The sequence below is a fragment of the Rosettibacter sp. KY25 genome, assembly GCF_057554405.1.
The window spans coordinates 191,311-215,520 of record NZ_BAAJAO010000002.1; the positions used below are offsets into that span (position 1 = coordinate 191,311).

22 protein-coding genes and 1 riboswitch are annotated in these 24,210 nt (G+C 30.5%); of the genes, 4 read left to right on the top strand and 18 right to left on the bottom strand.

What is annotated here, in order from left to right; genetic code table 11:
• Window positions 1-8 precede the first annotated feature (8 nt).
• The 6 genes from ptsP to AC27L2_RS02300 form a co-directional block, all read right to left on the bottom strand.
• Window positions 9-1,757 carry a phosphoenolpyruvate--protein phosphotransferase gene (gene ptsP / locus AC27L2_RS02275; protein WP_487210036.1) on the bottom strand — a complete coding sequence of 583 codons (1,749 nt, stop codon included), beginning with the start codon at window positions 1,755-1,757 and terminating at the stop codon, window positions 9-11.
• 1 nt (window position 1,758) lies between these two features.
• Window positions 1,759-2,025 carry an HPr family phosphocarrier protein gene (locus tag AC27L2_RS02280; protein WP_487210037.1) on the bottom strand — a complete coding sequence of 89 codons (267 nt, stop codon included), beginning with the start codon at window positions 2,023-2,025 and terminating at the stop codon, window positions 1,759-1,761.
• On the bottom strand, window positions 2,025-3,023 hold the full coding sequence (locus AC27L2_RS02285) for a polyprenyl synthetase family protein (RefSeq protein ID WP_487210038.1): 999 nt from the start codon (window positions 3,021-3,023) through the stop codon (window positions 2,025-2,027). Before AC27L2_RS02285 ends, AC27L2_RS02280 begins: the two co-directional genes overlap by 1 nt.
• The gene (gene fni, locus AC27L2_RS02290) at window positions 3,020-4,054 is read right to left on the bottom strand and encodes a type 2 isopentenyl-diphosphate Delta-isomerase (RefSeq protein WP_487210039.1); all 1,035 of its coding nucleotides are present in this window, start codon (window positions 4,052-4,054) and stop codon (window positions 3,020-3,022) included. The genes AC27L2_RS02285 and fni overlap by 4 nt, the downstream gene beginning before the upstream one ends.
• Before the next feature lie 68 nt (window positions 4,055-4,122).
• Entirely contained in the window at window positions 4,123-4,950 is an 828-nt protein-coding gene (locus AC27L2_RS02295) for a hypothetical protein (protein ID WP_487210040.1), read from the bottom strand.
• Between the two features lies 1 nt (window position 4,951).
• Window positions 4,952-5,737, bottom strand: coding sequence for a class I SAM-dependent methyltransferase (locus AC27L2_RS02300; protein WP_487210041.1), 786 nt, complete (start codon window positions 5,735-5,737; stop codon window positions 4,952-4,954).
• 151 nt (window positions 5,738-5,888) lie between these two features.
• Here AC27L2_RS02300 and smpB point away from each other — a divergent pair, with 151 nt between their 5' ends.
• The 4 genes from smpB (at window position 5,889) to AC27L2_RS02320 (ending at window position 9,112) form a co-directional block, all read left to right on the top strand.
• Complete coding sequence (gene smpB / locus AC27L2_RS02305; RefSeq protein WP_487210042.1) at window positions 5,889-6,350, top strand: SsrA-binding protein SmpB; 462 nt, start codon at window positions 5,889-5,891, stop codon at window positions 6,348-6,350.
• Between the two features lie 8 nt (window positions 6,351-6,358).
• Window positions 6,359-7,594 carry a tyrosine--tRNA ligase gene (gene tyrS / locus AC27L2_RS02310; RefSeq protein WP_487210043.1) on the top strand — a complete coding sequence of 412 codons (1,236 nt, stop codon included), beginning with the start codon at window positions 6,359-6,361 and terminating at the stop codon, window positions 7,592-7,594.
• A gap of 18 nt (window positions 7,595-7,612) precedes the next feature.
• Window positions 7,613-8,158 (top strand): pyruvoyl-dependent arginine decarboxylase, encoded by a 546-nt coding sequence (locus AC27L2_RS02315; RefSeq protein WP_487210044.1) that lies wholly within the window; start codon window positions 7,613-7,615, stop codon window positions 8,156-8,158.
• An 81-nt stretch (window positions 8,159-8,239) separates the two neighbouring features.
• Window positions 8,240-9,112, top strand: a complete 873-nt coding sequence (locus AC27L2_RS02320) for a TerC/Alx family metal homeostasis membrane protein (RefSeq protein ID WP_487210045.1) — start codon at window positions 8,240-8,242, stop codon at window positions 9,110-9,112.
• On the opposite strand, the gene AC27L2_RS02325 is transcribed toward AC27L2_RS02320, so the two are convergent.
• The 12 genes from AC27L2_RS02325 to AC27L2_RS02380 all read right to left on the bottom strand — a co-directional run bounded on the left by AC27L2_RS02325 (window position 9,090) and on the right by AC27L2_RS02380 (window position 24,188).
• On the bottom strand, window positions 9,090-10,484 hold the full coding sequence (locus AC27L2_RS02325) for a sodium:solute symporter family protein (RefSeq protein ID WP_487210046.1): 1,395 nt from the start codon (window positions 10,482-10,484) through the stop codon (window positions 9,090-9,092). The genes AC27L2_RS02320 and AC27L2_RS02325 overlap by 23 nt on opposite strands.
• Window positions 10,471-11,124, bottom strand: a complete 654-nt coding sequence (locus tag AC27L2_RS02330) for a thiamine diphosphokinase (RefSeq protein WP_487210047.1) — start codon at window positions 11,122-11,124, stop codon at window positions 10,471-10,473. The genes AC27L2_RS02325 and AC27L2_RS02330 overlap by 14 nt, the downstream gene beginning before the upstream one ends.
• Window positions 11,121-13,601 (bottom strand): TonB-dependent receptor, encoded by a 2,481-nt coding sequence (locus tag AC27L2_RS02335; protein WP_487210048.1) that lies wholly within the window; start codon window positions 13,599-13,601, stop codon window positions 11,121-11,123. Before AC27L2_RS02335 ends, AC27L2_RS02330 begins: the two co-directional genes overlap by 4 nt.
• Window positions 13,602-13,676: 75 nt before the next feature.
• Window positions 13,677-13,772, bottom strand: a riboswitch (TPP riboswitch).
• 62 nt (window positions 13,773-13,834) lie between these two features.
• Window positions 13,835-16,402 (bottom strand): LysM peptidoglycan-binding domain-containing protein, encoded by a 2,568-nt coding sequence (locus AC27L2_RS02340; protein ID WP_487210049.1) that lies wholly within the window; start codon window positions 16,400-16,402, stop codon window positions 13,835-13,837.
• A 130-nt stretch (window positions 16,403-16,532) separates the two neighbouring features.
• The gene (locus AC27L2_RS02345) at window positions 16,533-17,282 is read right to left on the bottom strand and encodes an ATP-binding cassette domain-containing protein (RefSeq protein WP_487210050.1); all 750 of its coding nucleotides are present in this window, start codon (window positions 17,280-17,282) and stop codon (window positions 16,533-16,535) included.
• Window positions 17,283-18,029: an ABC transporter permease gene (locus tag AC27L2_RS02350; protein ID WP_487210051.1), complete on the bottom strand. Its 747-nt coding sequence runs from the start codon at window positions 18,027-18,029 to the stop codon at window positions 17,283-17,285.
• Window positions 18,030-18,086: 57 nt separating this feature from the next.
• On the bottom strand, window positions 18,087-18,728 hold the full coding sequence (locus AC27L2_RS02355) for an MBL fold metallo-hydrolase (protein WP_487210052.1): 642 nt from the start codon (window positions 18,726-18,728) through the stop codon (window positions 18,087-18,089).
• Window positions 18,725-19,939 (bottom strand): chorismate synthase, encoded by a 1,215-nt coding sequence (gene aroC, locus AC27L2_RS02360; RefSeq protein ID WP_487210053.1) that lies wholly within the window; start codon window positions 19,937-19,939, stop codon window positions 18,725-18,727. The genes AC27L2_RS02355 and aroC overlap by 4 nt, the downstream gene beginning before the upstream one ends.
• Before the next feature lie 86 nt (window positions 19,940-20,025).
• On the bottom strand, window positions 20,026-21,522 hold the full coding sequence (locus tag AC27L2_RS02365; protein WP_487210054.1) for a Do family serine endopeptidase: 1,497 nt from the start codon (window positions 21,520-21,522) through the stop codon (window positions 20,026-20,028).
• A 15-nt stretch (window positions 21,523-21,537) separates the two neighbouring features.
• Window positions 21,538-22,275: a DNA repair protein RecO gene (gene recO, locus AC27L2_RS02370; protein ID WP_487210055.1), complete on the bottom strand. Its 738-nt coding sequence runs from the start codon at window positions 22,273-22,275 to the stop codon at window positions 21,538-21,540.
• The gene (gene mtnA / locus AC27L2_RS02375; RefSeq protein WP_487210056.1) at window positions 22,268-23,311 is read right to left on the bottom strand and encodes an S-methyl-5-thioribose-1-phosphate isomerase; all 1,044 of its coding nucleotides are present in this window, start codon (window positions 23,309-23,311) and stop codon (window positions 22,268-22,270) included. The genes recO and mtnA overlap by 8 nt, the downstream gene beginning before the upstream one ends.
• The gene (locus tag AC27L2_RS02380) at window positions 23,280-24,188 is read right to left on the bottom strand and encodes a PfkB family carbohydrate kinase (RefSeq protein WP_487210057.1); all 909 of its coding nucleotides are present in this window, start codon (window positions 24,186-24,188) and stop codon (window positions 23,280-23,282) included. The genes mtnA and AC27L2_RS02380 overlap by 32 nt, the downstream gene beginning before the upstream one ends.
• Between the last annotated feature and the right edge of the window lie 22 nt (window positions 24,189-24,210).

Sequence of the window (24,210 nt, forward strand, 5' to 3'; positions counted from 1 at the left end):
TTTATACCTCAATATAAGTTTTTAATTTTATCCTGAATTTTTTGATTAAAGAAATCATTTAGTTTTTGATTTATTTCTTTTTCTGATTTTAGTTCAAGACATTGCTCAGCCAATTTTTTCATGTCTTCATATTTTAGACTTCGAATTATCTTTTTATGAAATGGGATTCCTGCTGCTGATAAACTCAAAGAATCGAGACCAAGACCAATTAATAATGGAACAGCAATTGGATCTGCCGCCATTTCACCACACATGCTAACAATTCTATTTGATTTCTTTGCTTCCGTAATAATATGATGCAAAGTTCTAATGACAGCGGGATGAAATTCCTGATATTGACCTGATACAATATCGTTCCCTCTGTCAACAGCAAGCAAATATTGAATTAAATCATTTGTTCCGATGCTTAAAAATTCTACTTCCTGAGCAAATTCTTTTGTAAGAACTGCAGCTGAAGGAACTTCAATCATAATTCCAACAGGAATATCTTTATCGAAAGCTTTACCTTCTTTCTGTAATTCATTCTTACATTCTTCAATTAACTGTTTCGAACTTATTACTTCCTGTAAAGATGAAATCATTGGAAGCATAAACCAGACATTCTTATGAGCACTTGCACGAAGAACTGCTCGAATCTGAGTTTTAAATAATGAGGGGTTATCAAGTAAAAGACGAATTCCACGCCATCCAAGCATTGGATTTGGTTCATGTAAATCTACTGGTAAAACTTTATCTCCTCCAATATCGAATGCCCTGACAATTACAATCTTAGGATAAATTTGTTCAGCAATTTTTTTATAAACTTCATATTGCTTGTCTTCATCAGGAAAAACTTCGTACTCTTCGAATAGCTGTTCAGTTCTTACAAGTCCAATTCCATTTGCACAATTATGAATTATAAAAGTCATCTCTTCGGATAAATCAAGATTTGCAAAAAGGCTGATTTGTTTTCCATCCAATGTTTCAGCTGGCAGTTCTCTTAATTTCACCAATTCTTCATCATAATCAGAAAGCCGCTTAATTTTTTCTTTGTATTCGGCAATTTGTTTTTCATCAGGATTAATGTAAACTGTTCCATGAAATCCATCTACAATGAGTAGGTCGCCCTCTTTAATTCTGCTTGTAGCTTCGTGAAGTCCAACAACAGCAGGAATATTCAGTGAACGGGCAACAATAGCAGCATGAGAAGTTAACCCGCCAAAATCTGTTACATAACCTTTTACATTTACACGAGAAAATAATACAGTATCAGAAGGAGAAAGATTTGAAGTAACAACAATCACATCACTTGTAATTCTTGATTTCCATTTTTTCTTTTTAAGATTCCGTATAATTCTATTTTTAATATCCTCAATATCATGAGAACGTTCTTTCATGTAAGGTTCATTTGAAGCACTCATAATTTTTGTGTATTTAGAAATTTCATCATCAACAACATATTCTGGTAATTTTCTTTCTTTCTTAATTCTCTCCTTAATAGTGTTAATTAGAATCGGGTCATCAAGAATCATAATTTGTGCTTCAAAAATTGCTGCACGTTTGTCTCCAAGTTTATCTACTGCAAGATTAAAAATTTTTCTCAATTCTTTTTTTGACTGTTCTAATGCATTATCCAAATTTTGAAGAGCTTCTTCAACATTATCAACATAATCATCGGAAACTGCTTCTTTTTCTTTTGCATAGAGAAATGCATGAGCAATTGCAATTCCAGGAGCTGCAGCAATTCCTTTTAGAATATTTTCATGTTTTGTTTCCATATTAAATCTCGTCAAATCCTCTGTTAAAATAATCAATTATTTCTGCTGCTGCCTGTTCTTCATCCTCACCATCAAAAACCAATGTTATTTCTGAACCTTTTTCTGCAGCAAGTGTCATTACTCCAATAATACTTTTCCCATTTATCTGCATTCCATCTTTGATTAAATAAAAATCACTCTTGTATTTTGAAGCTAACTTAACAAGAGTTGCAGCAGGACGAGTATGCAAGCCAGCATTATTTATTATTTTTACTTTTTTTTCTATCATTATTTTTTTCTGCCTATTAATGAATTTGCAAGCCAGTTCATTAATTGACTTCCTTCTTTATCAGGAAGTTTGGATAAATTCTTCAATGCAAGATTAGTATAATGAATAATTTCATTTTTTGCATCTTCTAAAATATTGTATTTATAATAAATTGTTCTATACAAATCTACCTCTTCAGGCTGAATGCCTTTGTTTTTAATAACCTTTATTAATTTCTTTTTATCAGTTCCATCAGCTTTTTCCAGGGCTCTTAAGAACAGATAAGTTTTCTTTCCTTCAATTAAATCGCTTCCAATTCTTTTCCCCAACTTTTTTTCTTCACCGATTATATCAAGTAAATCATCTTGAATTTGAAAAGCCATTCCAAGATTTTTCCCATAATTTTCAACAATATTAATAAAAGATTTATCTGCTTTGCAAATTTTTGCACCAATGGAACAACTCATTTGTAAAAGTGCAGCAGTTTTTTTGTAAATCATAATTTTATATTCATCAATTTTTACATCATCACGCAGCTCAAATTCTTTATCAAGACTTTGACCTTCGCATACTTCTATAATTCCTCTTGTAAATGTAGAAACAATATCTTTTGTATTTTCTTTGCAATCTTTAAGTAAATTTTCATATGCAAGAGCAATAAGATTATCGCCGGTTAGAATTGCAGTACTTATATCAAATTTTTTATGAACAGTTAATCTTCCGCGCCGCAAATCAGAGTTATCCATTATGTCATCATGAACAAGAGTAAAATTGTGAAACAATTCGACAGCAACTGCAGCATTATAAACCTGATTATAAATTCCTCCAGATGCTTTTGCAGAAATCAATACCAAAAATGGTCTAATTCTTTTGCCACCACCTGTAATTGAATATTCGCATGGTTCATATAAAGAACGCGGATTTCTGTTTGATAATAATTTTTGTAATCTGCGTTCAATTTTGTTTAATTCTCTTAGATAGATTTTTTGATAAATATTTTCTTGAACTATTGTTTTCAATATAATTCCGATTTTTTAATTAATTTTATTTTTTTTAATTCACTTAAATTTTGTGCACCAGTTAAATACATTACTTTTTTTAACTCATCAATCCACAACTCGAATAATTTAATTGTCTCTTCTATACCATGCACAATAGATTTAAGAATTGGTCTTGCAATTCCGACAATATCTGCACCAAGAACCAAAGATTTTGCAATTTCAATCCCGTTTGATATTCCGCCTGATGATACCAACAAAAATTTGTAATTCTTTTTAAGTTCATTTACAGTTCGCAGGCAATATGAAGTTGGTAATCCCCAATCTCTGAAAATACTTGTTTGACCATTTCTGAACAATTCAACAGCTGCCCAGCTTGTTCCACCTGCACCAGCAACATCAATTCCTTTTACACCGGCATCAAGTAATTTCTTAGCTGCATTTTTGCTGATACCGCACCCAACTTCTTTGACAATAAAAGGTAAATGAATTTTTGATGTGAGCTTTTCAATATTTTTAAGGAGTCCTTTAAAATTCGGCTGTCCTTCTTTCTGTAATATTTCCTGCAATGGATTTAAATGTATTATCATTGCATCTGCTTCAATCAAATCAATTAAATAATTAATCTCATCAACAATGTTTTCTGAATTTGCAACTTGATAAGCTCCGATATTTCCAATCAAAGGAACATCACCACAATTTTTTCGAATTATTTTATATGATGATAAATAATTTTGATTCTCCAAAGCCTGTCGTTGACTTCCAACTCCAATAGGTATATTAAATGTTCTGGCAACAATTGCTAATCTTTCATTAATTTTTTCTGAATCTTTAGTTCCTCCTGTCATTGAAGAAATTAGAAGGGGGTAAAAAATTTTCTTTGTAAAAAATTTTGCAGTTAAATCAATTTTATCAAATTCAACTTCAGTAATTGCATAATGCTCAAATTCATAATTTTCAAAACCATTTGTTTTTGTTATAAAATTAACATCTTCATTCAAGCAAATGTCGATATGTTCTTTTTTTCTGTTAACTATTTTTGAATCGGACATCAAGAAATTCTCGAATTTGACTTTGAAAATAAAAAATTTCTTTGAAATGATTTTTATATCAAGGTAGATTAATTTGCTTTTCTATTAATTTCAACCTGAACAACATAATCTCCCATAAATTTTTGTCTGGAATTTTTAAAATCAATTAATGAAATCTGAATATATCTCTCAACATCATTTTGAGTTTCATAAATCAAATTGCCTTTAATTTTATAATCATCATTTTTCTGCCAGTTTTTCGATTGTGCTTTCCAATTTTTATTCAAGCAATTTTTAATACTTGATGTTATTTCTTGAAATATTTTTTCTGCCTCTTTCAAATCATTTCCTTCATAAAATTTTGCAATGTATGAACCATCATTTTCATCGATGAATGCATCTACAGAACCATTTAATTTTACAAATGATTGTTTTGAATTAACAGGGGTATCAAGTAGTAAAAAGTATGCTTTAGAGTGTGCAAGCAAGAAATTTAGTGTTGTACAAAAATCTGAATTCTGCGAAAGCGATACGGAATTGGAAGATGCAACTGCAAGCTGCAAAGTATAATTTCCAGTCGAAGCTGAATCTCCAACTACATATAAAATCCAATCACCACTGGTAGGAACTTTTGCAATAATTGTTGCAATATTCATTTTTTCAGTCATGGCTTCCTTAAAAATTTTTCCTTCAGGATTTACCAAAACTAATCTTGGTAAAAATTTATCGGAGTAAACAAGGAAGTTTACAGCTTCTCCTTCATAGAGTTGAATTTCATACCCATCATATCTTCCAAAATTTTTTTGATACTTATCTGATTTTTCTAATTTGCCTTCAATCTTGTTGAATTCTACATCAAATTGTGCGAAAAGAGATATATTCAAAAAAAGTATGAAAAGAAAACTTAGTTTTTTCATGTTATTTACCTTCAAAAATTTTATTGTTTGTTTTTCTTAGCAATACTTCACAGCCAAAAGAAATAAACTCGCTTAATACTGGAATATCAGGAAGTTTAATTGTGGGCAATCCAAATCTAATGCTATAAATTGGTCTGAACAGATATAAATCTTTCTTCACTTTCTGAAAATTATATTCTCTGGATAGTCTTTCGAATTCACTTATTGTGCAACCTGTAGAAAAATGCAGTTTAATTTCATCAATATAATCTTCTCTTTCATTCAAAATTTTTGCAGCAGGTTTGAGAACAAATTTTGGAAGCAAATGCAAATAAGGAATTGCTTTCAAAAAACTTTTTCCAATTTGTTGATGACCTGCAAATGGAGAATATTTTGGAGGAAAGCTGATAAATAAAAATCCATTTTCGTTCAACAACTTATTTAAGTTTTCAAATGCTGCTTTTTTATTTTTAATATGTTCAATCACTTCACGCATTATAATAAAATCAAAACCTGATGACAAATTTAAGTGACTATAAATTTTATCTGTCAGCTTTGAATCAGTTATGTCTCCAACAATAACTTTCATCAAAGGATTTTTCTTATGAGCAATTTCTGCTCTTTTCTCATCCAGCTCGATACCAGCTGAATCAATTCCGATTGCAAGAAATTCTTCAATCAAACCACCTTCGGCACAGCCAACTTCAAGTACTTTCATTTTGCTAAAATTTGGTATATGTTTTTGAAAAAAAGGAATTAAATAATTTCTAGTAAATTCTCTTTGTTCGTAATAATGTTTTTCTGCCATAGTTTTTTCTTAATTCTTGAGTTCCAATTTAAATAAAGTTTAATAGCTCTCAAAAAGGAGATAAAAATTTTTTCAAAATGAATTTGGATAAAGTAAAATTCTTGCATTTATTTGACATTAAAAATAAATTTTGTTCGCTTTTTTTTTAATTATGATAGAAAATTCAGAAGAAAAGAACATAACTGTTAATCGCAAAGCTCAGCATGAGTATTTTATAAGGCAGAAATACGAAGCAGGAATTGTGCTTGTTGGAACAGAAGTAAAAGCTTTGCGGCAAAACAAGGCAAGTTTGGTTGACAGTTATGCTGTCATTCAAAATGATGAAGTATGGCTAATTAATGCAAATATTTCGGTTTACGATCAGGGAAGTTATAATAATCACGACCCGTTAAGAAAAAGGAAATTGTTGCTGAAAAAGAACGAGATAAGAAAATTAAAAAGAGCAATTGAAGAAAAAGGAAATACTTTAATTCCATTGAGAATGTATTTCAAGAATGGAAAAGTAAAAGTTGAATTAGCACTTGCAACAGGCAAAAAGAAATACGATAAACGAGAAGATATAGCAAAAAGAGATTTTAATAGAGAAATGCAGAGAAAATTCAGACAGAAATAAAGGAGAAAATGTTGGAGAAAAAAATTTCCTTCCCCCCTGTAAATGAACAAATGGATATAATCAAACGAGGAGTATCTGAAATAATTCCTGAAGAAGAATTAGTAGAAAAACTTGAAAAGTCATACAAAGAAAATAAACCATTAAACATAAAACTCGGTTGCGATCCTACACGACCGGACTTACATCTTGGGCATTCTGTTGTTCTAAGAAAACTTGCACAATTTCAGCAGCTTGGACATACAGCAATTTTAATTATTGGTGATTTCACTGGAATGATTGGCGATCCTTCAGGAAGAAATACTGCACGTCCTCCTCTTTCATTTGAAGAAGCAAGAGAAAATGGCAGAACATACTTTGAACAGGCTTCAAAAATTCTTGACAAAGCAAAAACAAAAATTGTTTACAATTCTGAATGGCTTGGAAAAATGACTTTTGCTGATGTAATAAAATTAGCTTCAAAATATACAGTTGCAAGAATGCTCGAGCGAGATGATTTCACAAAAAGATATAAAAATGGTATTCCTATTAGCATTCATGAAATTTTATATCCGCTTGCACAAGCTATGGATTCTGTAGCAATTCAAAGTGATGTGGAACTTGGAGGCACAGACCAAAAATTTAATCTGCTTGTTGGAAGAGATATTCAAAGAGAGTTTGGATTATCACCTCAAGTAATTTTAACTATGCCTCTGCTTGTTGGGACTGATGGTGTCGAAAAAATGAGTAAGTCACTTGACAATTACATTGGGATTAATGAATCCTCAAAAGAAATTTATGGGAAAACACTTTCAATTCCAGATGAATTAATTTATACTTATTTTGAATTAACAACTGATATATCAAACGAAGAATTGAAAAGAATCAAGCAACAACTTGAAAATCCAGAAGTTAACCCGCGAGATATTAAACGTGCCTTAGCTCGTAAACTTGTTTCTATGTATCATTCAGAAGAAGCAGCTTACGAAGCTGAAAGAGAATTTGATAACATATTTGTCAAAAAAGGTCTACCTGATGAAATTCCAGAATTTAAATTTGAAAACAATCTAAAAGAAATTGAAATACTTGATTTAATTGTAAAAGTAGGTTTTGCTCCATCAAGAAGCGAAGCAAGACGTCTTGTAATTCAAGGCGGCGTTTCTATAGATGGAGAAAAAATTTCTGATATCAAACAAATAATTAAATTAAATAAGCCAATGATTTTAAAAGTTGGAAAAAGAAATTTTATTAAATTAATTAATGACTAAATTACGGAGGTAAACAAATTGTACGTTCCAACTAAAATCTTTTTTACAAAAGGCGTTGGTAAGCATAAAGAGTATTTAGCTTCATTCGAATTAGCTCTTCGCAGCGCTGGTATTGAAATATGCAATCTTGTATCAGTCAGCAGTATTTTTCCAGTTGGATGCAAAATTATTCCACGCAGTCAAGGACTAAAATTATTAAAGCCAGGTCAGATAACACATTGCGTAATAGCAAGAAATTCTACAAACGAACCAAACAGATTAATTGCTTCATCAATTGGCGTAGCTATTCCTGCAGACAAAAATATGTATGGATATCTTTCTGAACATCATCCATTTGGACAAACAGAAAAAGTAGCCGGAGATTATGCAGAAGATTTAGCAGCTACAATGCTTGCTACAACTCTTGGAATTGAATTCGATGCAGAAAAAGCATGGAACGAACGCGAACAAGTTTATAAGATGTCTGGTAAAATTGTCCGAACTTTTAATGTTACACAATCAGCACAAGGAGATAAAAATGGACTCTGGACAACAGTAATCGCTGTCGGAGTTCTTTTACCGTAACTAAATAATATATGGACATTATAACTTATGATACATGGACATTTTTTATTTTGGGTTATATTTTCTCTCTTAGTAGGAATAATGTTCTACATTGACCTTTATGTAACTGACCATAGAAAAGATAAGGTCGGCATAAGGTCAAGTTTACTCTGGAGCGGTATATGGATTATTACCGCTCTCCTTTTCAACCTGCTTATCTATCTTTTCCTTGAGGATGGACATCAAAAAGCTTTAGAATTTCTTGCTGGTTATTTAATTGAAAAATCATTGTCTGTAGATAATCTTTTCGTCTTTTTGATGATATTCAATGTAATGAATGTCAAAGATGAGCATCAACCTCATGTTCTTAAATGGGGAATTATTAGTGCAATTGTAATGAGAATAATTTTTATACTTGCTGGTGTAGCATTAATAAAAATATTCCATCCAATCATTTACATTTTTGGCATTCTCCTTTTTTATGCTGCATATAAAATGGCTTTTGGAAACGATAAAAAAATTGATTATGAAAAAAATCGAATTATAAAATTCATCACAAAAAAATTTAGAATTCTTACTCAATACGAAGGCGGGAAATTTTTTGTAAAGAGAGACAACAAGATTTTTCTTACTCCCCTTTTTCTTACACTTGTTTTGATTGAATCTTCAGATCTTGTCTTTGCAATTGATTCTATTCCAGCTATAATTGCAATTACACACGACCCATTTATAATAATTACATCAAATATCTTTGCAATACTTGGTTTGAGAGCACTTTATTTTGCTCTTGCAGGTATTGTGGATTTATTTGTTTATCTGAAATATGGTGTTGCGGCTATTTTAGCATATGTTGGGGTTAAAATGTTAATCTCAGATTTTTATAAAATACCAACTGTAGCTTCTTTATTATTTATTATGATTTGTCTTACTATAGCAATTACATTATCACTATTTAGGAGAAAACATTCTTCATGAATTTCATTCCAATCAAATGAATAAATAGTGTAGTCATTAGTCCTATAATCATAGGTTCTATTTCGCTAAATAATTTTATTTCAATATTTTGCTTTATAAAAAACCAGATTATGCTTGTTATTACTCCGAGCATTAGTTCTGCAATAGCATAATTTTCAGATACTCTAAATTTTTCAAAGTAAGCACCAAATATTAAAATTATAATTCCTGGAATGCATATACTCCCAATTAAATACCATAATGAAATAACTGACTGAATATTATATGCAAGAATAATCGAAAGAATAGCAGAAATCACAATCCCTGAACGTGTATACCTTGGTATTTTATTTTCTTTTTTTTCTTTTTTTAATTTATAAATGAAATCCCTTCCGAATGTTGTTCCGCTTAAAAATAAAAAACTATTTGATGTTGAAATAATTGTTGCAAATAAAGCTGCATAAAAAATTCCTTTCAATCCTGAACACAAAACTTTTTCTGCATATAAAGGAAATGATAAAACTGGGTTTTCAAGATTAGGTAATAATGCACGACTATAAAGCCCGGTTGAAGTAGTTAGAAAATCAAACAGGAACCAGAATAAAACAGAGATTAAAATACCATATTTAGCTGTTTTGCCATCTTTTGCAGCATAACATCTTTGATGAAATCCAGGGTCGGCAAATGTCCACAATGCAATTAAAAACCAAACTATTACATAAATAAGTGAAGCATCACCAGTAAATTTAAGATGAGTTGAAGGAAGATTGTTTTTCAAAAAACTGAAATCGCCAACTTTCAAAAAAGAAATTACAACAATTAAAATAAAACCAATGAACATTACAAAAAACTGAACTGCATCTGTGTAAAGGTCTGATTTGTATCCGCCTTTCATTAAATAAATTGAAGAAAAAAAAGCAGCAATAATTAATGACAAAAGCAAATCAATTCCAAAAACCAGCTGAATTAAATTTCCAATCATTAAAATATATGGAGCTGGAGATACAAGAATAAAAATTAAAAATGAAGAAATTACTCCTGCTTTTTTTCCATAAGTCAATTCAATTTTATCTGGGATTGTAAACAGAGATGCATTTCTAATTTTCTCGGCAAATAAAAATGCGAAGATTATTGCAAAGATGTAATATGGCAATCCCTGAGTAAACCAGCTTAATAATCCGCTTCTATAAGTAAATTCACCTACTCCAAGAATTCCGCCATACCATGTTGAAACATTTGTTAAAACGAAAAGCCACAAGCCAACTTTTCTTCCTGAAAGCAAATATTCTGAAGTATCACCTTCTTTTTCTCTGGAAGGAATTAGACCAATTATTAAAATTATTAGAAAGAACAAAATAATTATTGATATATCCAGAAAACTAAAAGAGACCATATTTTCTCATCATTTCAAAATCACGAATGATAAATATTTTGCCGTTTTTAATTTCAAGCTCAACTGTTTTACTAAGTGCTACATTGCTTGTACTTTCTCGTTTGCCAAATGGAAGTGATATATTTTTCAATTGATATTTCAAACCTGACGATTTTATTTTAGTTTTATCATCAAAGCCATAAATAGAAATTATTTCACCGGGATAAGTTTGTAATTTTATTTTGCCTGTTGCAGCTTCAAGTATTGATTTTTGATGAATAATTCTAATTTTTATTTTATGAAAAAACTTCAAAACAATAGCAAGATTTCCAAATGAATGGTCTAATCTATCTCCGGTTGCCCCAATTAAAATTGCTTCATTAAATTTTTGTTTAATTGCATACTTCACACATTTTTCTACATCAGTATCATCTTGGCTTCTTATTTTAATGATTTTGCATTTATCAAAATAGTAATCGTAAGTTTCGGGCAGAATAGAATCTAAATCGCCAATGATTACATCAGGAATCAAATCATATTTTAAAGCGGAGTTGGAGCCTCCGTCAGCACATATCAAAGTTGAATAACCTTTGCTATCTAAAAAATTAATAATTGATTTTTTCGGAGGCTCGCCATTTGCAAGTATTATGCATTTTTTCATAAACCTAATTTAACTCCAAATAAATAATTTCTTTCGGCAGCAGGGAAAAATTCTTTGCCAATTCCATATGCTGCATAGAGATTATCAAATATATTATTAATCTGCACATACAACTTAATATTTTTCAAATAAGAATTTATAAATAAATTATAACTAGCATAAAAGTTTGCAACGAAATATGCATCAACTTTATTGTCTTTATAATCTGCTACTTTAGAATAAATTTTTAAATAATCAGCAAGTTTATTGTCGTAATTATCTGTAAAGAACGAGCCGACATACTTGCCAGTTAACTGAACTAATAAGTTTTCATAATTAATTTTTAAGATTGCATTGAAAGTAACATCAGGAAATCCACTTATTCGATTTCCTGATAAATCCAATTTTATAGTTGAGCCGGTTTTTTTATTATAAAAATATGCAGCACCACTGCTTATATAATTTTTGCTCCATGAACCATTTAGTGTAAGTTCTATAATATCATTATGCTTTAGAGAAAATGTTCCTTCCAGACCATAATGAATTGTTCTTTCCATGTTACCTGTAATTGGCTGACCAAATCTATCGACCTGTCCTCGTTTAACAATTTCATCATTAAATAACATGTAAAACAAATTTAGAGATGCTGATAAATTTTCTTTTGAGTATGAGGAACCAATTTCAAAATTATTCATGGTTTCAGGTTTAACAAGTGGTTTTGAAAAATCATAAGAACCATCTGGTTTTGTTTCGAACTGTGGAACTGCACCTCCACTCGATTCAGCAGCATCATAATAATTTTTGAGTCTCGGTTCTCTTGTAACTCTTGCAAATGAAAAATAGAAATTCCAATCTGGCAAGTAACGATAATTTATTCCAAATCTTGGGTTGAAATAGAGGTCGTCAATACTAAAATTATTATTCACATATCTTTCATTTTTGATTTTGTAATTGTGATATGAGAGCTGTGCTTCTGCAAGTAAATTTATTTTTGATGATAGCTGATAATTTTCATTTACAAAGAAGTTCAAAATATCTTTTCCACCTTCATAATAATAATAGCGGAAGTCTTTGGTTAGACCTTGAGGTAAATTTTCTCCATAATTTATACTTCCCCAATGAACAGAATTATGGAAACGGAATTCACCGCCAATAATTAACTCACCATCATTATGCTTAATGCTCGCACGAGGAATCCATCCCCACTGTTTATTTTCTACCATTGCACGAATTAAAACATTTCCAGGATTTTGAATTGGATGAAAACCATTTTCTTTAGTTAATCTGAAATATGTAGTATCGCCCCATGAACCATCATAATCAAAAAATCCATTGCCAAGAACTAAAAATAATGCCGAATTAAAAGTTATCTTATCATTCATTTTGAATTCATTTAATAATTCAAAGTGGGGTTGTGAAAAGTTTTCAATTTCATCTGGACGTCTTTCAAGTGTATAAGTATAATTTTTATCATCAGCTTCCCAGTAAGAATAATTAGCTTTACGAAGATTTTTATTTTTTATTGCAAATTTTGGTAATCCAGTATATGCAAGACCATCAGCAAGAGGACCTCCAAAAATATTTATTTGAGTAATTAAATTATCATCATAACGAACTGCGGAGAGATGATAAGATTTCAAATCAACCCAGCTTGAATTGCGATATCCGCTGCTCAATGTTTGTGAAAGTTTTGCATAAACAGAATATTTATTATTAATCAATCCGCTCGAAACAGCAGCAGAATATTTTCGTGTATTAAAACTTCCAATTGAAGAAGAGAATTCTATACGAGGCTGGTCAGAAAAAGTTGATGTAATAATATTAATTGCACCACCAATTGCAGCATAACCTGCAATTCCAGAGCCAGCTCCTCTTTGCACCTGAATTAATTCTGTACTTTCAAGTAAATCTGGAAAATCAATCCAATAAACATTATGGTCTTCGGGATCGTTTTGAGGAATACCATTAATGGAAACTGAAATTCTGCGCTGGTCAAATCCTCTAATGCTCAAATAATTATATCCAAGCCCATTTCCATTTTCAGAATAAAAAGTTGCGGATGGAGTATAACTTAATATTTCCGGGATGTCCTGATATGTATATGCATCTGCAATTTCGCTTCGCTCAAGTTTAGTATAACTAATTGGTGTAATTCCTGATTTAGCAATTGAACCTTTTACAAGAACAGTTTGACTAATAATTAATTTACTTTCAAGAAAAATGTTTTTATCTGGTGATTTAAGTAAATCATCAATTAAAATTTCTTTTGGTTCATAGCCAAGATATGAAATTAACAATTTATCAGTATTCTTGAATTCTCCTTTAAGTGTAAATTTCCCATTTTCATCTGTGCTTGTTCCAATAGTTGTATTTTTAATTACAACATTAGCTAAATACAATGGTTGTTTACTTGAAGAGCTTAAAACTCTTCCAGTTAATATTGTTTGGGCATAAATATTATTTAATAAAAACAAAAAAAGAATAATTAAGTTTTTCATTTTATTCCTCCTTCTTGCTGTTGCAAGATTTTAAGAAATAAAAAAGCCGTTTTTAAGGAAAACGGCGTAACTTAATTATTCTTGTTACCGTTTCCCTACGCTGGCATTACCCAGATCAGGTTCAAGGGTATAATCTCAGCCCCTTTTAATGGAGCACCCCTAACGACTTTTTTATTTTTTAAGAACTAATTAGTTAATTAAAATTTGCTGAACAAATGTAATTAATTATTCAATTATTTTCTAATCTTCAGTATCTGACCAATTTTTACTTTATCACTTTTAAGATTATTCCACGACATTATATCAGCTACAAGAACTTTATAAAGTTTGGCAATTGTCCAGAGTGATTCACCTTCTCTTACCTTATGAATTTTTACTTTTTCGTTAGAATTATTTTTTGCTACAAGTTCTTTATTCTTTGATTTAATTTCTGATTTAGCATCCGCTACATTATCTGTGTAGAGTATTAAAGTTTTTCCTGCTACTACTTTATTATTTTTTAAGTTGTTCCATTTTTTAATATCATTAATCGAAACATTATAATTCTGTGCAATCTTTCCAATTGAATCCCCTTTTTTCACAACATATTTTATAACATTTGAATTTCTTTTTGAAGTGTTATCACCATAAGAACGAATATCATCTTTACCATGAATTGTTAAAACCTGTCCAAGACGAATTGAATTCGATTTTAAGTTATTCCATTTTTTCAGCTGAGCAATTGTAACTCCAAATTTAGTTGCAATTTCACTTAATGAATCTCCTTTACGAACAGTATATCTTGTTACAGCTCTATTCGAAGAAGAATTTGAGGCTAAATTTTTGGGATTGCCTGAGTAAACAATCAATTTTTTCCCTTTATGAATACTGTTGCTTTTTAAATTATTCCATTCTTTTAATTGAGCTACAGTAACACCATATTTAGCTGCAATGCTTGATAATGATTCACCGCTTCTGATTCTATGTTCAATCCATGTCTCATCTGAATTTACAAATAAAATTTCGTTCTTTTCTTTTTCACTCATTTCATTAATTTTCGAATAATAATCAACTTTATCATTTGGAACATAAATTGTTAATTCCTGCCCTACTTTAACTCTGGTTGTGTAAGGTAGATTATTCCAGTTTCGAATATCTGATACTCTCACATCAAATAAATCAGCAATATCAACAAGATTATCTTTGCTCTTAACAACATATTTTACAGGTGTTTTTCCTTCAGGTACTACAAATTCAACAGAATCATCATACATTGAAGAATATAACTGTGCATATTTATCATCATTGGTTGTTGTGGTAATTTGAAGTTTATATGAAGGATTATTATCAAGTGAATTTATTTCTTCTTCAATTGCAGGAAGCATATCAGTATTAATTGCAAGGTCGTCAACGCTTATAGTAGATTTAGGAATTTTCAATTCAATTCCCGGGTTTAACTTTTTTCGTGAAGAGATTCCATTTAATTCAGCAAGTTGAGAAATACTCACATCATAGAGATTAGCTATTTTAGATAAAGTTTCTCCTGGCTGTACTGTATGAACAATATATTGAAGTTTTGCATCGTCTGGCAAATTTTTGAGATTTTGTGCAAATACATCATAAACTTTTGATGGAATTTTTAATGGATAGCCACCATCATAATCAGGAGGAGTTACATCTTGAGTTAATTCAGGATTCATATCTCGAAGCAAATCAACACTAATACCAGCACATTTAGCCAAAACATTTAAATCGATTGACTCATTAATTTTATAAATTGCATAATCATGAGGTTTTTCGTATTGAATATCTGTAAAACCATATTTTTCTGGTTGACTTGCAATCAATGTAACAGCAATATACTGAGGGACATAATTTCTTGTTTCGCGCGGCAAATATGGAAGTATTTTCCAGAATTCACTCGAGCCAGCTCTTCTCATTGCTTTACGAACTCTACCTTCTCCGGAATTATAAGCTGCTAATGCCAAATACCAATCTCCAAGTGAATAATATAAATCGCGAAGATGTCGTGCTGCAGCTCGAGTAGCTTTTTCGGGGTCTTTTCGTTCATCAATGTAAAAATTAATTTCAAGGTCATAAAGTCTTGCAGTTCCTTTCATAAACTGCCACATTCCAACAGCACGTGCCCATGAGCGAGCAACCGGATTTAATCCGCTTTCGGGCATGCTAAGAAATATTAACTGTTGTGGAACTTTCTCTTCTGCAAAAATTTTTGCCATCATCGGGAAATATTTCCCTGAACGCGAAAGCCATGTTTCTATATAATGTCTCCCTCTTCCTGTAAAATATTCAATATACTTTTCAACATACTTATTTATTTCTAATGGGAAATCTCCAACTATTACCGTAGTGTAATTATCATCAATCACAGCAACAGAATCTTCAAGCATAGGAATTTCAGGAATTCTTTTGTTCATCCATTCTTCGAGTGCATTAATTGATGCATTCTCTGGTAATTCTTCCAAACTTTCTACATAATTTTGATAATCTTCAACTATTGCATTTTCTAGTTGAATAAAAGTTGTATTCTCTTCAATGTTTGGATAGTAACTGAGTTTATTTATTGTAGATAGTGCAGATTCATAATAATTTATTGCTTCAGTTTTAAATCCCAATCTCTGTTTATAAAGAGCTTTGACATAATCTCTGCGTGCATTTTCAAGCATTTCATTTACTATTGATTGAATCCCGCTTGCTTTGAGAGTATCTGAAATTGTTCGGCTTGTCTTTGTTGTCGAGTTGAGTGAACCACATGCATTAATTAAAAATATGATTACAGGAAGGAATATTAGTTTTTTCACACACACTCCGTATTTGAATTTGGTTTGCAATTTAATGTCTTATAAAAGTTTTGTCAAGTGATTACTTAAAAAGTTTCTTTATTTCTTTCAACATTAATGACTTAAAACAAAAATTATCGCAGTACTACAACTAAACAATCAAATCAGCTAGCATATTTGTGTAATCAAGTGATTTGAAAGTATTGATAATTTCTTCTCTTTTTCTGATAAATTCATTTGAGTTAAAAACTGAAAAATCTTTATTGCGAGAAAAATCATTTTCAATTGCTTTAATTATTTCACCCGGATTTTTTTTCATTAAATAAATTTTATCAGAAAGGAATAATGCATCATTTATATTCGTTGTTGCCATCAAAAATGATATTTCAAATTCTTCTCGAAGTTGTTTAATCAAAACAAATAGTTCATTTCTTGTATGTGAATCCATCAGTGTGAATGGTTCATCGAGTAAAATTAATGACGAACTACGAATAAGAGCTTGTGCAAGTAAAATTCTAAATCTGAATCCATAACTTTTATTGTTTGGAATATGAGACTCATAACCATCCAGCCCTACAAATTCAATTATCTTTTTGAAATTATTCTCGTCTACATTTTTTAGTCCAAATAAAATATTCTCTTTTGTTGTAAGCCATGGAAAAGATGCTGGTTTAGATGGAATTAAAAAAATGGAATTCTTAAAATCATTGGTAAAACTTCCGCTGTAATTTTTTTCTATACCACAAATAATTTTTAACAAAGAAGATTTTCCTGCTCCGACCGGTGCAATTACTGATGTAAATTCATTATCACCAATTTTAAATGAAATATTTCTGAATAAAATATTTTTAACTCCGTAATCATCAACAAATTCTTTGGATAAATTTTTTATTTCAATCATTTATGATTCCCAGAAAAAATATTTTGCTTGAATAAATTTTAATAATAAACTGCCAATCCAGATTAGTAAAGAGATGATTATTGTTAAAACAAAAATTCCAGCGAAGTCACCATACAATAAAATTTTTTTGTAAGCTCCTCCAAATCCATTTCCATCAATGTATTCATAAATTAAAATAATCATCCATAACGAATAATGAATTTGAATTAATCTTTTGAATAGTGCAGGTTCTAATAACTTAAAAATTACTTTGTTAAAAATTTCTTTTTCATTTAAGCCCATATTTCTTGCAGCTATATAATATTCTTGTTTAATATTTTTTAGTTCATCAAATAGTGAAATTTTTAATAGCGCAGAAGCAAAGACAAATCCAAATATAAATTCTGCTAAAATTGAATCATTAAACCAATAAACAAAAATAATCACCACAAACAGCGAAGGGATATATTTGTAAAACTCAATTGTATCGTAAATATCATTGAATGAAATTATGTAATAAATAAATTGCTTGGATAAGAAAAAGATAACAACGAAAGCCAGAATTAAAGACAAGTAAACAGCAGTAGTAGTTAATGCCATTGATGTTAATAAATTATAATCCAGCCAAATTGAAGAAAAAGATTCAATCAAGAGTGAAGGTTTTGGTAATACTTTGTTGACAGGAAGAATAAATTCGAAAAGCAAAATGTAAACAAATAACAATGTTAACAAAAAGTAGAGTTGAGTTTTAAAATTATTTTTTCTCATTCCATTAAGTAATGAATATTGAATTCCAGTGAAAATTATTTATAAAAAAATCTTAAATCAAATTATAAATGAATTAAATTGCTTTTCATAGCCAATTGAAGATTTATCTTCATGGCCTGGAAATATTATTACATCATCAGGGAGAGTTAAAAGTTTAGTTTTGATTGAGTTAATCAAAATTTCATAATCTCCGCCCCATAAATCTGTTCTACCAATACTCCCTTTGAAAAGGACATCTCCTGTAAAACAAATCTTATCACTTTCGAAATAAATACAATATTCACCAGGTGAATGACCAGGTGTAAAAAGAAATTTCATTTCACTATCGCCTAATTTCAAAATTTTATCTTCTGAAAGCAGATCATCAGGCATAGGTGAAGGTTTGAATTTAATGCCAAAATAATTTGCTTGTTCTTTCATTATATCAAGAAGGAAAATATCTTTTTCCGGCATCAATAATACTGGATTGAATTTTTCTTTTATAAATGAATTGCCAAGAATGTGGTCGATGTGACAATGAGTATTAATTAAATATTTCAGAACCAGATTATTTTTCTCAAAAAAATCTGAAAGTAATTTTTCTTCATTTTCATTTGAACAGCCGGGGTCAATTACTAAAGCTTCTTTGGATTTATCATCCCATGCAACATATGTATTTTCAAGAAATGGATTGAAGATAAATTTCTGAACTTGAATCATTTGACAGCAAAATTCTTTTTAATTCTTGAAAAATATTTTCCGACATAATTTAAATAATTATCCATCGTTTCTTCCATTGAATCACCTCCAAATTTTTGCAGGAACAATTTTGCAATTGTCCATGCAGCCATTGATTCTGCAATAACTGCGCAAGCTGGCACAGCAACAAAATCACTTCGTTCTCTTCTTGCTTCTACAGTTTTCATTTTCGAAAGGTCAACCGATTGAATTGGTGACATCAAAGTTGCAATTGGTTTCATTGCTGCTCTAATTATCAAAGGTAAACCTGTTGAAATCCCGCCTTCAATTCCACCGGCTCTATTTGTCTTTCGTGAAAATTTTTCTCCTTTCAAAATAATTTCATCATGAACTTCGGAACCAAAAAGTTCTGCAGATTTAAATCCTAATCCAATTTCTACACCTTTTACGGCTTGTATTGACATTATTGAAAGTGACAATTCTGCTTCAAGTCTTGTATCATACTCAATAAAACTTCCAATTCCAGGAGGTAAGCCGGTTACAATTACATAAAATGTTCCGCCTAATGTATCTCCTCTTTTCTTAGCTAATTTTATTTTGCGAATAATTTTTTCTTCCTGATTTTTATCCAGAACACGAACAGAACTTTTATCTGAAAGCTTATTTATTTTTTCTGCAGAATAGTTTGATGGAATTTTATTGAGCAAAAATTTTTCTGCAAAATTTTCTTTTGGATAAATCCCGCCAATACTTTCAACAAAACTCCCAATATGAATTCCAAACACACTTAAAAATTTTCTTGCAATTGAACAGCCAGCAACTCGAGCAGCAGTTTCTCTTGCACTCGACCTTTCAATAGAATTTCTTATATCATCAAAATTATATTTTGTAATTCCAACTAAATCTGCATGTCCAGGTCTAGGAATTGTGACTTTCTCTATTATTTTATCTACAGGTTCAGAACTCATTGATTCTTTCCAGTTTTCCCAGTCCTTGTTCCAAATAATCATTGATATTGGAGAACCAAGAGTTTTGCCATGTCGTATTCCTGAAATAATTTCAACCTGATCAGATTCAATTTTCATTCTCAATCCTCTTCCATATCCTGCTTGTCTTCTTTTAAGTTGTTCGTTTATATAATTTTTCGAGATTTCAAGATTAGAAGGAAATCCGGTTACAACGGTTGTTAAACCTTTTCCGTGTGATTCACCAGCAGTAATTAGTTTTATCATTTCTTTCTCTCAAATTAAAGTTTTGCAAATATAAAAAAAGCGTCCATAATAAGGACGCTTTTAAATATGAATATCAAATATTTTTATCACTTTGGAATTTCCAATCCAACTAATCTTGAATTGCCCTGGTTATCGACAAGTTTAAGTAAAACAGCTTCCCCTTTTTTATTTTCAATTATAGATTTTAATTCAGCAACATTGTGAATATCTTTTTTATCTGCAGCAGTTATTACCAGACCTTCACCAATTCTTTGATTATATGCTTTGCTGAATCTTTTAACATCTGTAATTAAAACCCCATTTTCAACTTTATAATCTTTCAATTCATCTTTAGTCATATTGCGAACTGTAAATCCGAGTTCATCAAAAGTAAATTCTTTAATATCTTTTTCTTCTTTTGATTTATCTTTTTTAGAAACTGTTGTAGATTTTTTACTTGCATCTTCATCACGCGGCTTTAATGTTACGTATCTTTCAATTTCTTTTCCATTTCTGAATATTGTTAATTTTACTTCTGTTCCTGCACGCTTTGAAGCGACATAAGATTGCAATTCACTTGGCTGATTTACTTCTTTATCATCAATTTTAAGAATTACATCACCTTCTTTAATATCAGATTTTTCTGCAGCGCCACCTTTTACAATATCCTGAACAAGAACACCTTTAGGTTCTTTTAATCCAATTGCCTTAGCTGTTTGAGCATCAACTTCGGAAATACTTACTCCAATATATCCACGATTTACTTTTCCATTTTCAATCAAATCTCTTGCAACAGATTTAGCAAGATTAATTGGGATTGCAAAACCATAGCCGATATAACTTTGAGTCATCCCATTAGTAGCAATTGCAGAATTGATACCAATTACTGCACCATTCAAATCAACAAGAGCACCGCCGCTGTTTCCTGGATTAATTGCTGCATCTGTTTGAATGAAATTTTCTACTGCATATTGGTCTTTAATAATGTTAATATTTCTGCTTTTTGCACTTATTATTCCTGCTGTAACAGTTGAAGTTAAAGACAAGGGATTACCGATTGCCATTACCCATTGTCCAACTCTAATTTTGTCTGAATCACCGAGATACGCAACAGGTAAGTGGTCAGCATCAATTTTAATTACTGCTAAATCAGTTAATGGATCTGTTCCGATAATTTCAGCATCAAATTCTCTTTTATCGTGCAAAGTTACAGTAACCTGCTTTGCATCTTCAACAACATGATTATTTGTAAGAATATATCCATCTTCAGAAATTATAATTCCGCTGCCGCCGCCTTGTTGTTCTTTTGGAATATCATCTTTGAATGGGAAAAAGAAATGAAATTCTTGAGGAAATTTATTTTTTACTGTAGTAACAACTGTAATTTGAACAATTGACGGTGTAACTTTTTCTGCAGCAAGAATAAAAGCATTATTGAAAGCTTCTGCTTGAGGATCTAATTTTTCGACTGGCGGTTTTGATGCTCCAATTTGAATATCTGCATAACTTGGTTTTACCCAACCAAAACCTGAGACAAGAACTGCTCCAAAAATTACTCCAAATAAAATTAGTGAAAGAGTTCCAAGAATATTTTTGCGTTTCATTTATTAATCCTCCTGCTAATTTAATTCTAATGATTTTAGACCTTGGAATTCATGGATATGATATTTAATAAACTTTTCAAGCAAACGAATTATTGTGTTTAGGTCATCGTCGTTGTATTTAATGTTATTAATTTTGGTGCTTAGACACTTCAATAAATTGAAAAGTTCCTCTGTGAAATCGAAGTGAGTTATTCTGTCTTTACGGCATTCATCACACAATATTCCAGTTTCATAATTATAAGAAACTTTTGAACCATTAATTAATTCTTTTCTGCAGGATGAACAATGGGTAGTTGGAAATTCATAACCTATTTCTTTTATAAAGAACAAAAAATATTTTGCGAAATAAAGTTTTGGATTTTTTTCTTTATCATTCAACAGCTCAAGTATTCTGACTGAACCATTAAATAATCTCTGATTATGGTCATGTTCAATTGTTAAATTTAACAGGAGTTCAATTACTGCCGAAGCATATTTTAATCTTTCAAAATCTTCTTTGATATTTGAATAATGCTGAAGTAAATCGGCATCGCTTACAAGCTGAACATCTCTTGTTTCTTTTCTATAAAGTACAATTTGAAGAAGATTAAAAGTGTCTACAATCATTCCAATTTTTGATTTTGGTGAACGCGCCCCTTTTATAATAGCAGAAATTTTTCCAAAGTCTTCTGTGTAAAATTGAGCTATCTTGCTTGTATCACCATAATCAATTTTTCTTAAAACTATTGCTCTTGTTTTTGTCAACTCAGACATTGCTAAAATCAAATGGTGGCAAATGCAAAGATTTTTCTGTAATTATTCCTGAAATTAATTCATTTGGAGTAACATCAAATGCAGGAGAGTAAACTTCAAATTCTTCAGAGGTAATTTGAAAATTATTGAAATAAATAAGTTCTTTTTTATCTCTCATTTCAATTTTTATATGACTACCATCAATACAATTTCTATCAATTGTAGAGGAAGGGGCAGCAATATAGAAAGGAATGTTATGATATTTACAAAGTATAGCAAGATTATAAGTTCCAATTTTATTTGCAGCATCTCCATTTACTGCTATTCTATCTGCTCCAACAATTACCAAATCAACTTTTTTTTCTTTCATCAAAACTGCAGCAGTTGAATCTGTATTAATTGAAAATGGTATTCCCATTTTTTTTAGTTCCCATGCAGTTAATCTTGAACCCTGAAGCAATGGTCTAGTTTCATCAACATGAACAAATTCGATTAAGTCAAGTTCAAAAGCTAATCTTATAACATTAACTGCGGTTCCATTACCACCTGTTGCAAGTGCACCAGCATTGCAATGAGTAAGCACTCGTGATTTTTTCTTAAAAATTTTTAAACCATTTTCTGCAATTGCATCACACATTTCAATATCTTCTTGATGAATCTGGGCAGCTCGTTCAATCAACTTATGATAAATATCAGAATCATGTTTATAACTTTCATAAATTTTTTTTATTTCATTTAAGCCGTAAAACAAATTAACAGCTGTTGGTCTTGTAGAAGATAATCGGTTATAAGCATTAATAAAAATTTGTTCTAAATCATTTTTTACATTTTTAATTGATAATGCAAGACCATATGCAGCTGCAATTCCAATGGCAGGAGCACCTCTTACTTCCAATCTTTCGATTGCCAGTGCAATTCGTTCAAAATCATCAGTTATGATGTATTCTTCAATTAAAGGAAGTTTAGCCTGATTGAGTATAATTAATTTATCATCTTTGAATTCAATTGCTTTTGGAATATTCATTTTATGAAAAGCTTGATAATTCTCGAAACTCATAAAATCTGTTTTGAATTTCTAAATAGCTTAAATCTTCAAGACCTTTTGTGCTGAATTTTTCAACACAAAAAGATGCCATAATACTTCCATATATAACAGCGCGTTTTAAATTCTCAAAGGATAAATCTCTTGTTTTATGCAAATAACCTGTAAATCCACCAGCAAAAGCATCACCAGCACCAGTAGGGTCATAAATATTTTCCATTGGATAAGCAGGAGCAGAAAAAATCATATCTTCTCCAAACAGAAGTGCACCATGTTCCCCTTTTTTAATTATTAAATATTTGGGACCCATTGCAGAAATAATTTTTGCTGCTTTAATTAAATTCGGTTCTCGAGATAACAAACGCGCTTCTGAATCATTTATAATTAGTACATCAACACGCTTCAACACTTTGAGTAAATCTTCTTTGGCTCCTTCAATCCAGAAATTCATTGTATCACAAACAACAAACTTTGGATTTTCAAGTTGGTCAAGAACGTTCAACTGAAGTTGTGGTGAAATATTTCCAAGAACAATGAATGGATATTTCCTTTTTTTCTCTGGAATAATTGGATTAAAATGCTCGAATACATTCAAGTGAGTAAAAAGTGAATCACGAACATTTAAATCATAATGATAACGGCATCCATATCTAAAAGTTTTTTCACCCTTTACAATTTGCAAACCTTCAAGGTCTATATTGTGGTCTTCGAGCATTTTAATGTGCTGATGGTCAAAATCCTCTCCAACTACGCCTACAATACTGACAGGTCCAGTAAAATAACTTGCTGCAAGAGAAATATAAGTTACAGAACCTCCCAATGCATTTTCTACCTTATCAAATGGAGTTTCAATATCATCAAATCCTATTGAGCCAACGATTAAAAGTCCCACTTTAATACCTATATTAATTTTT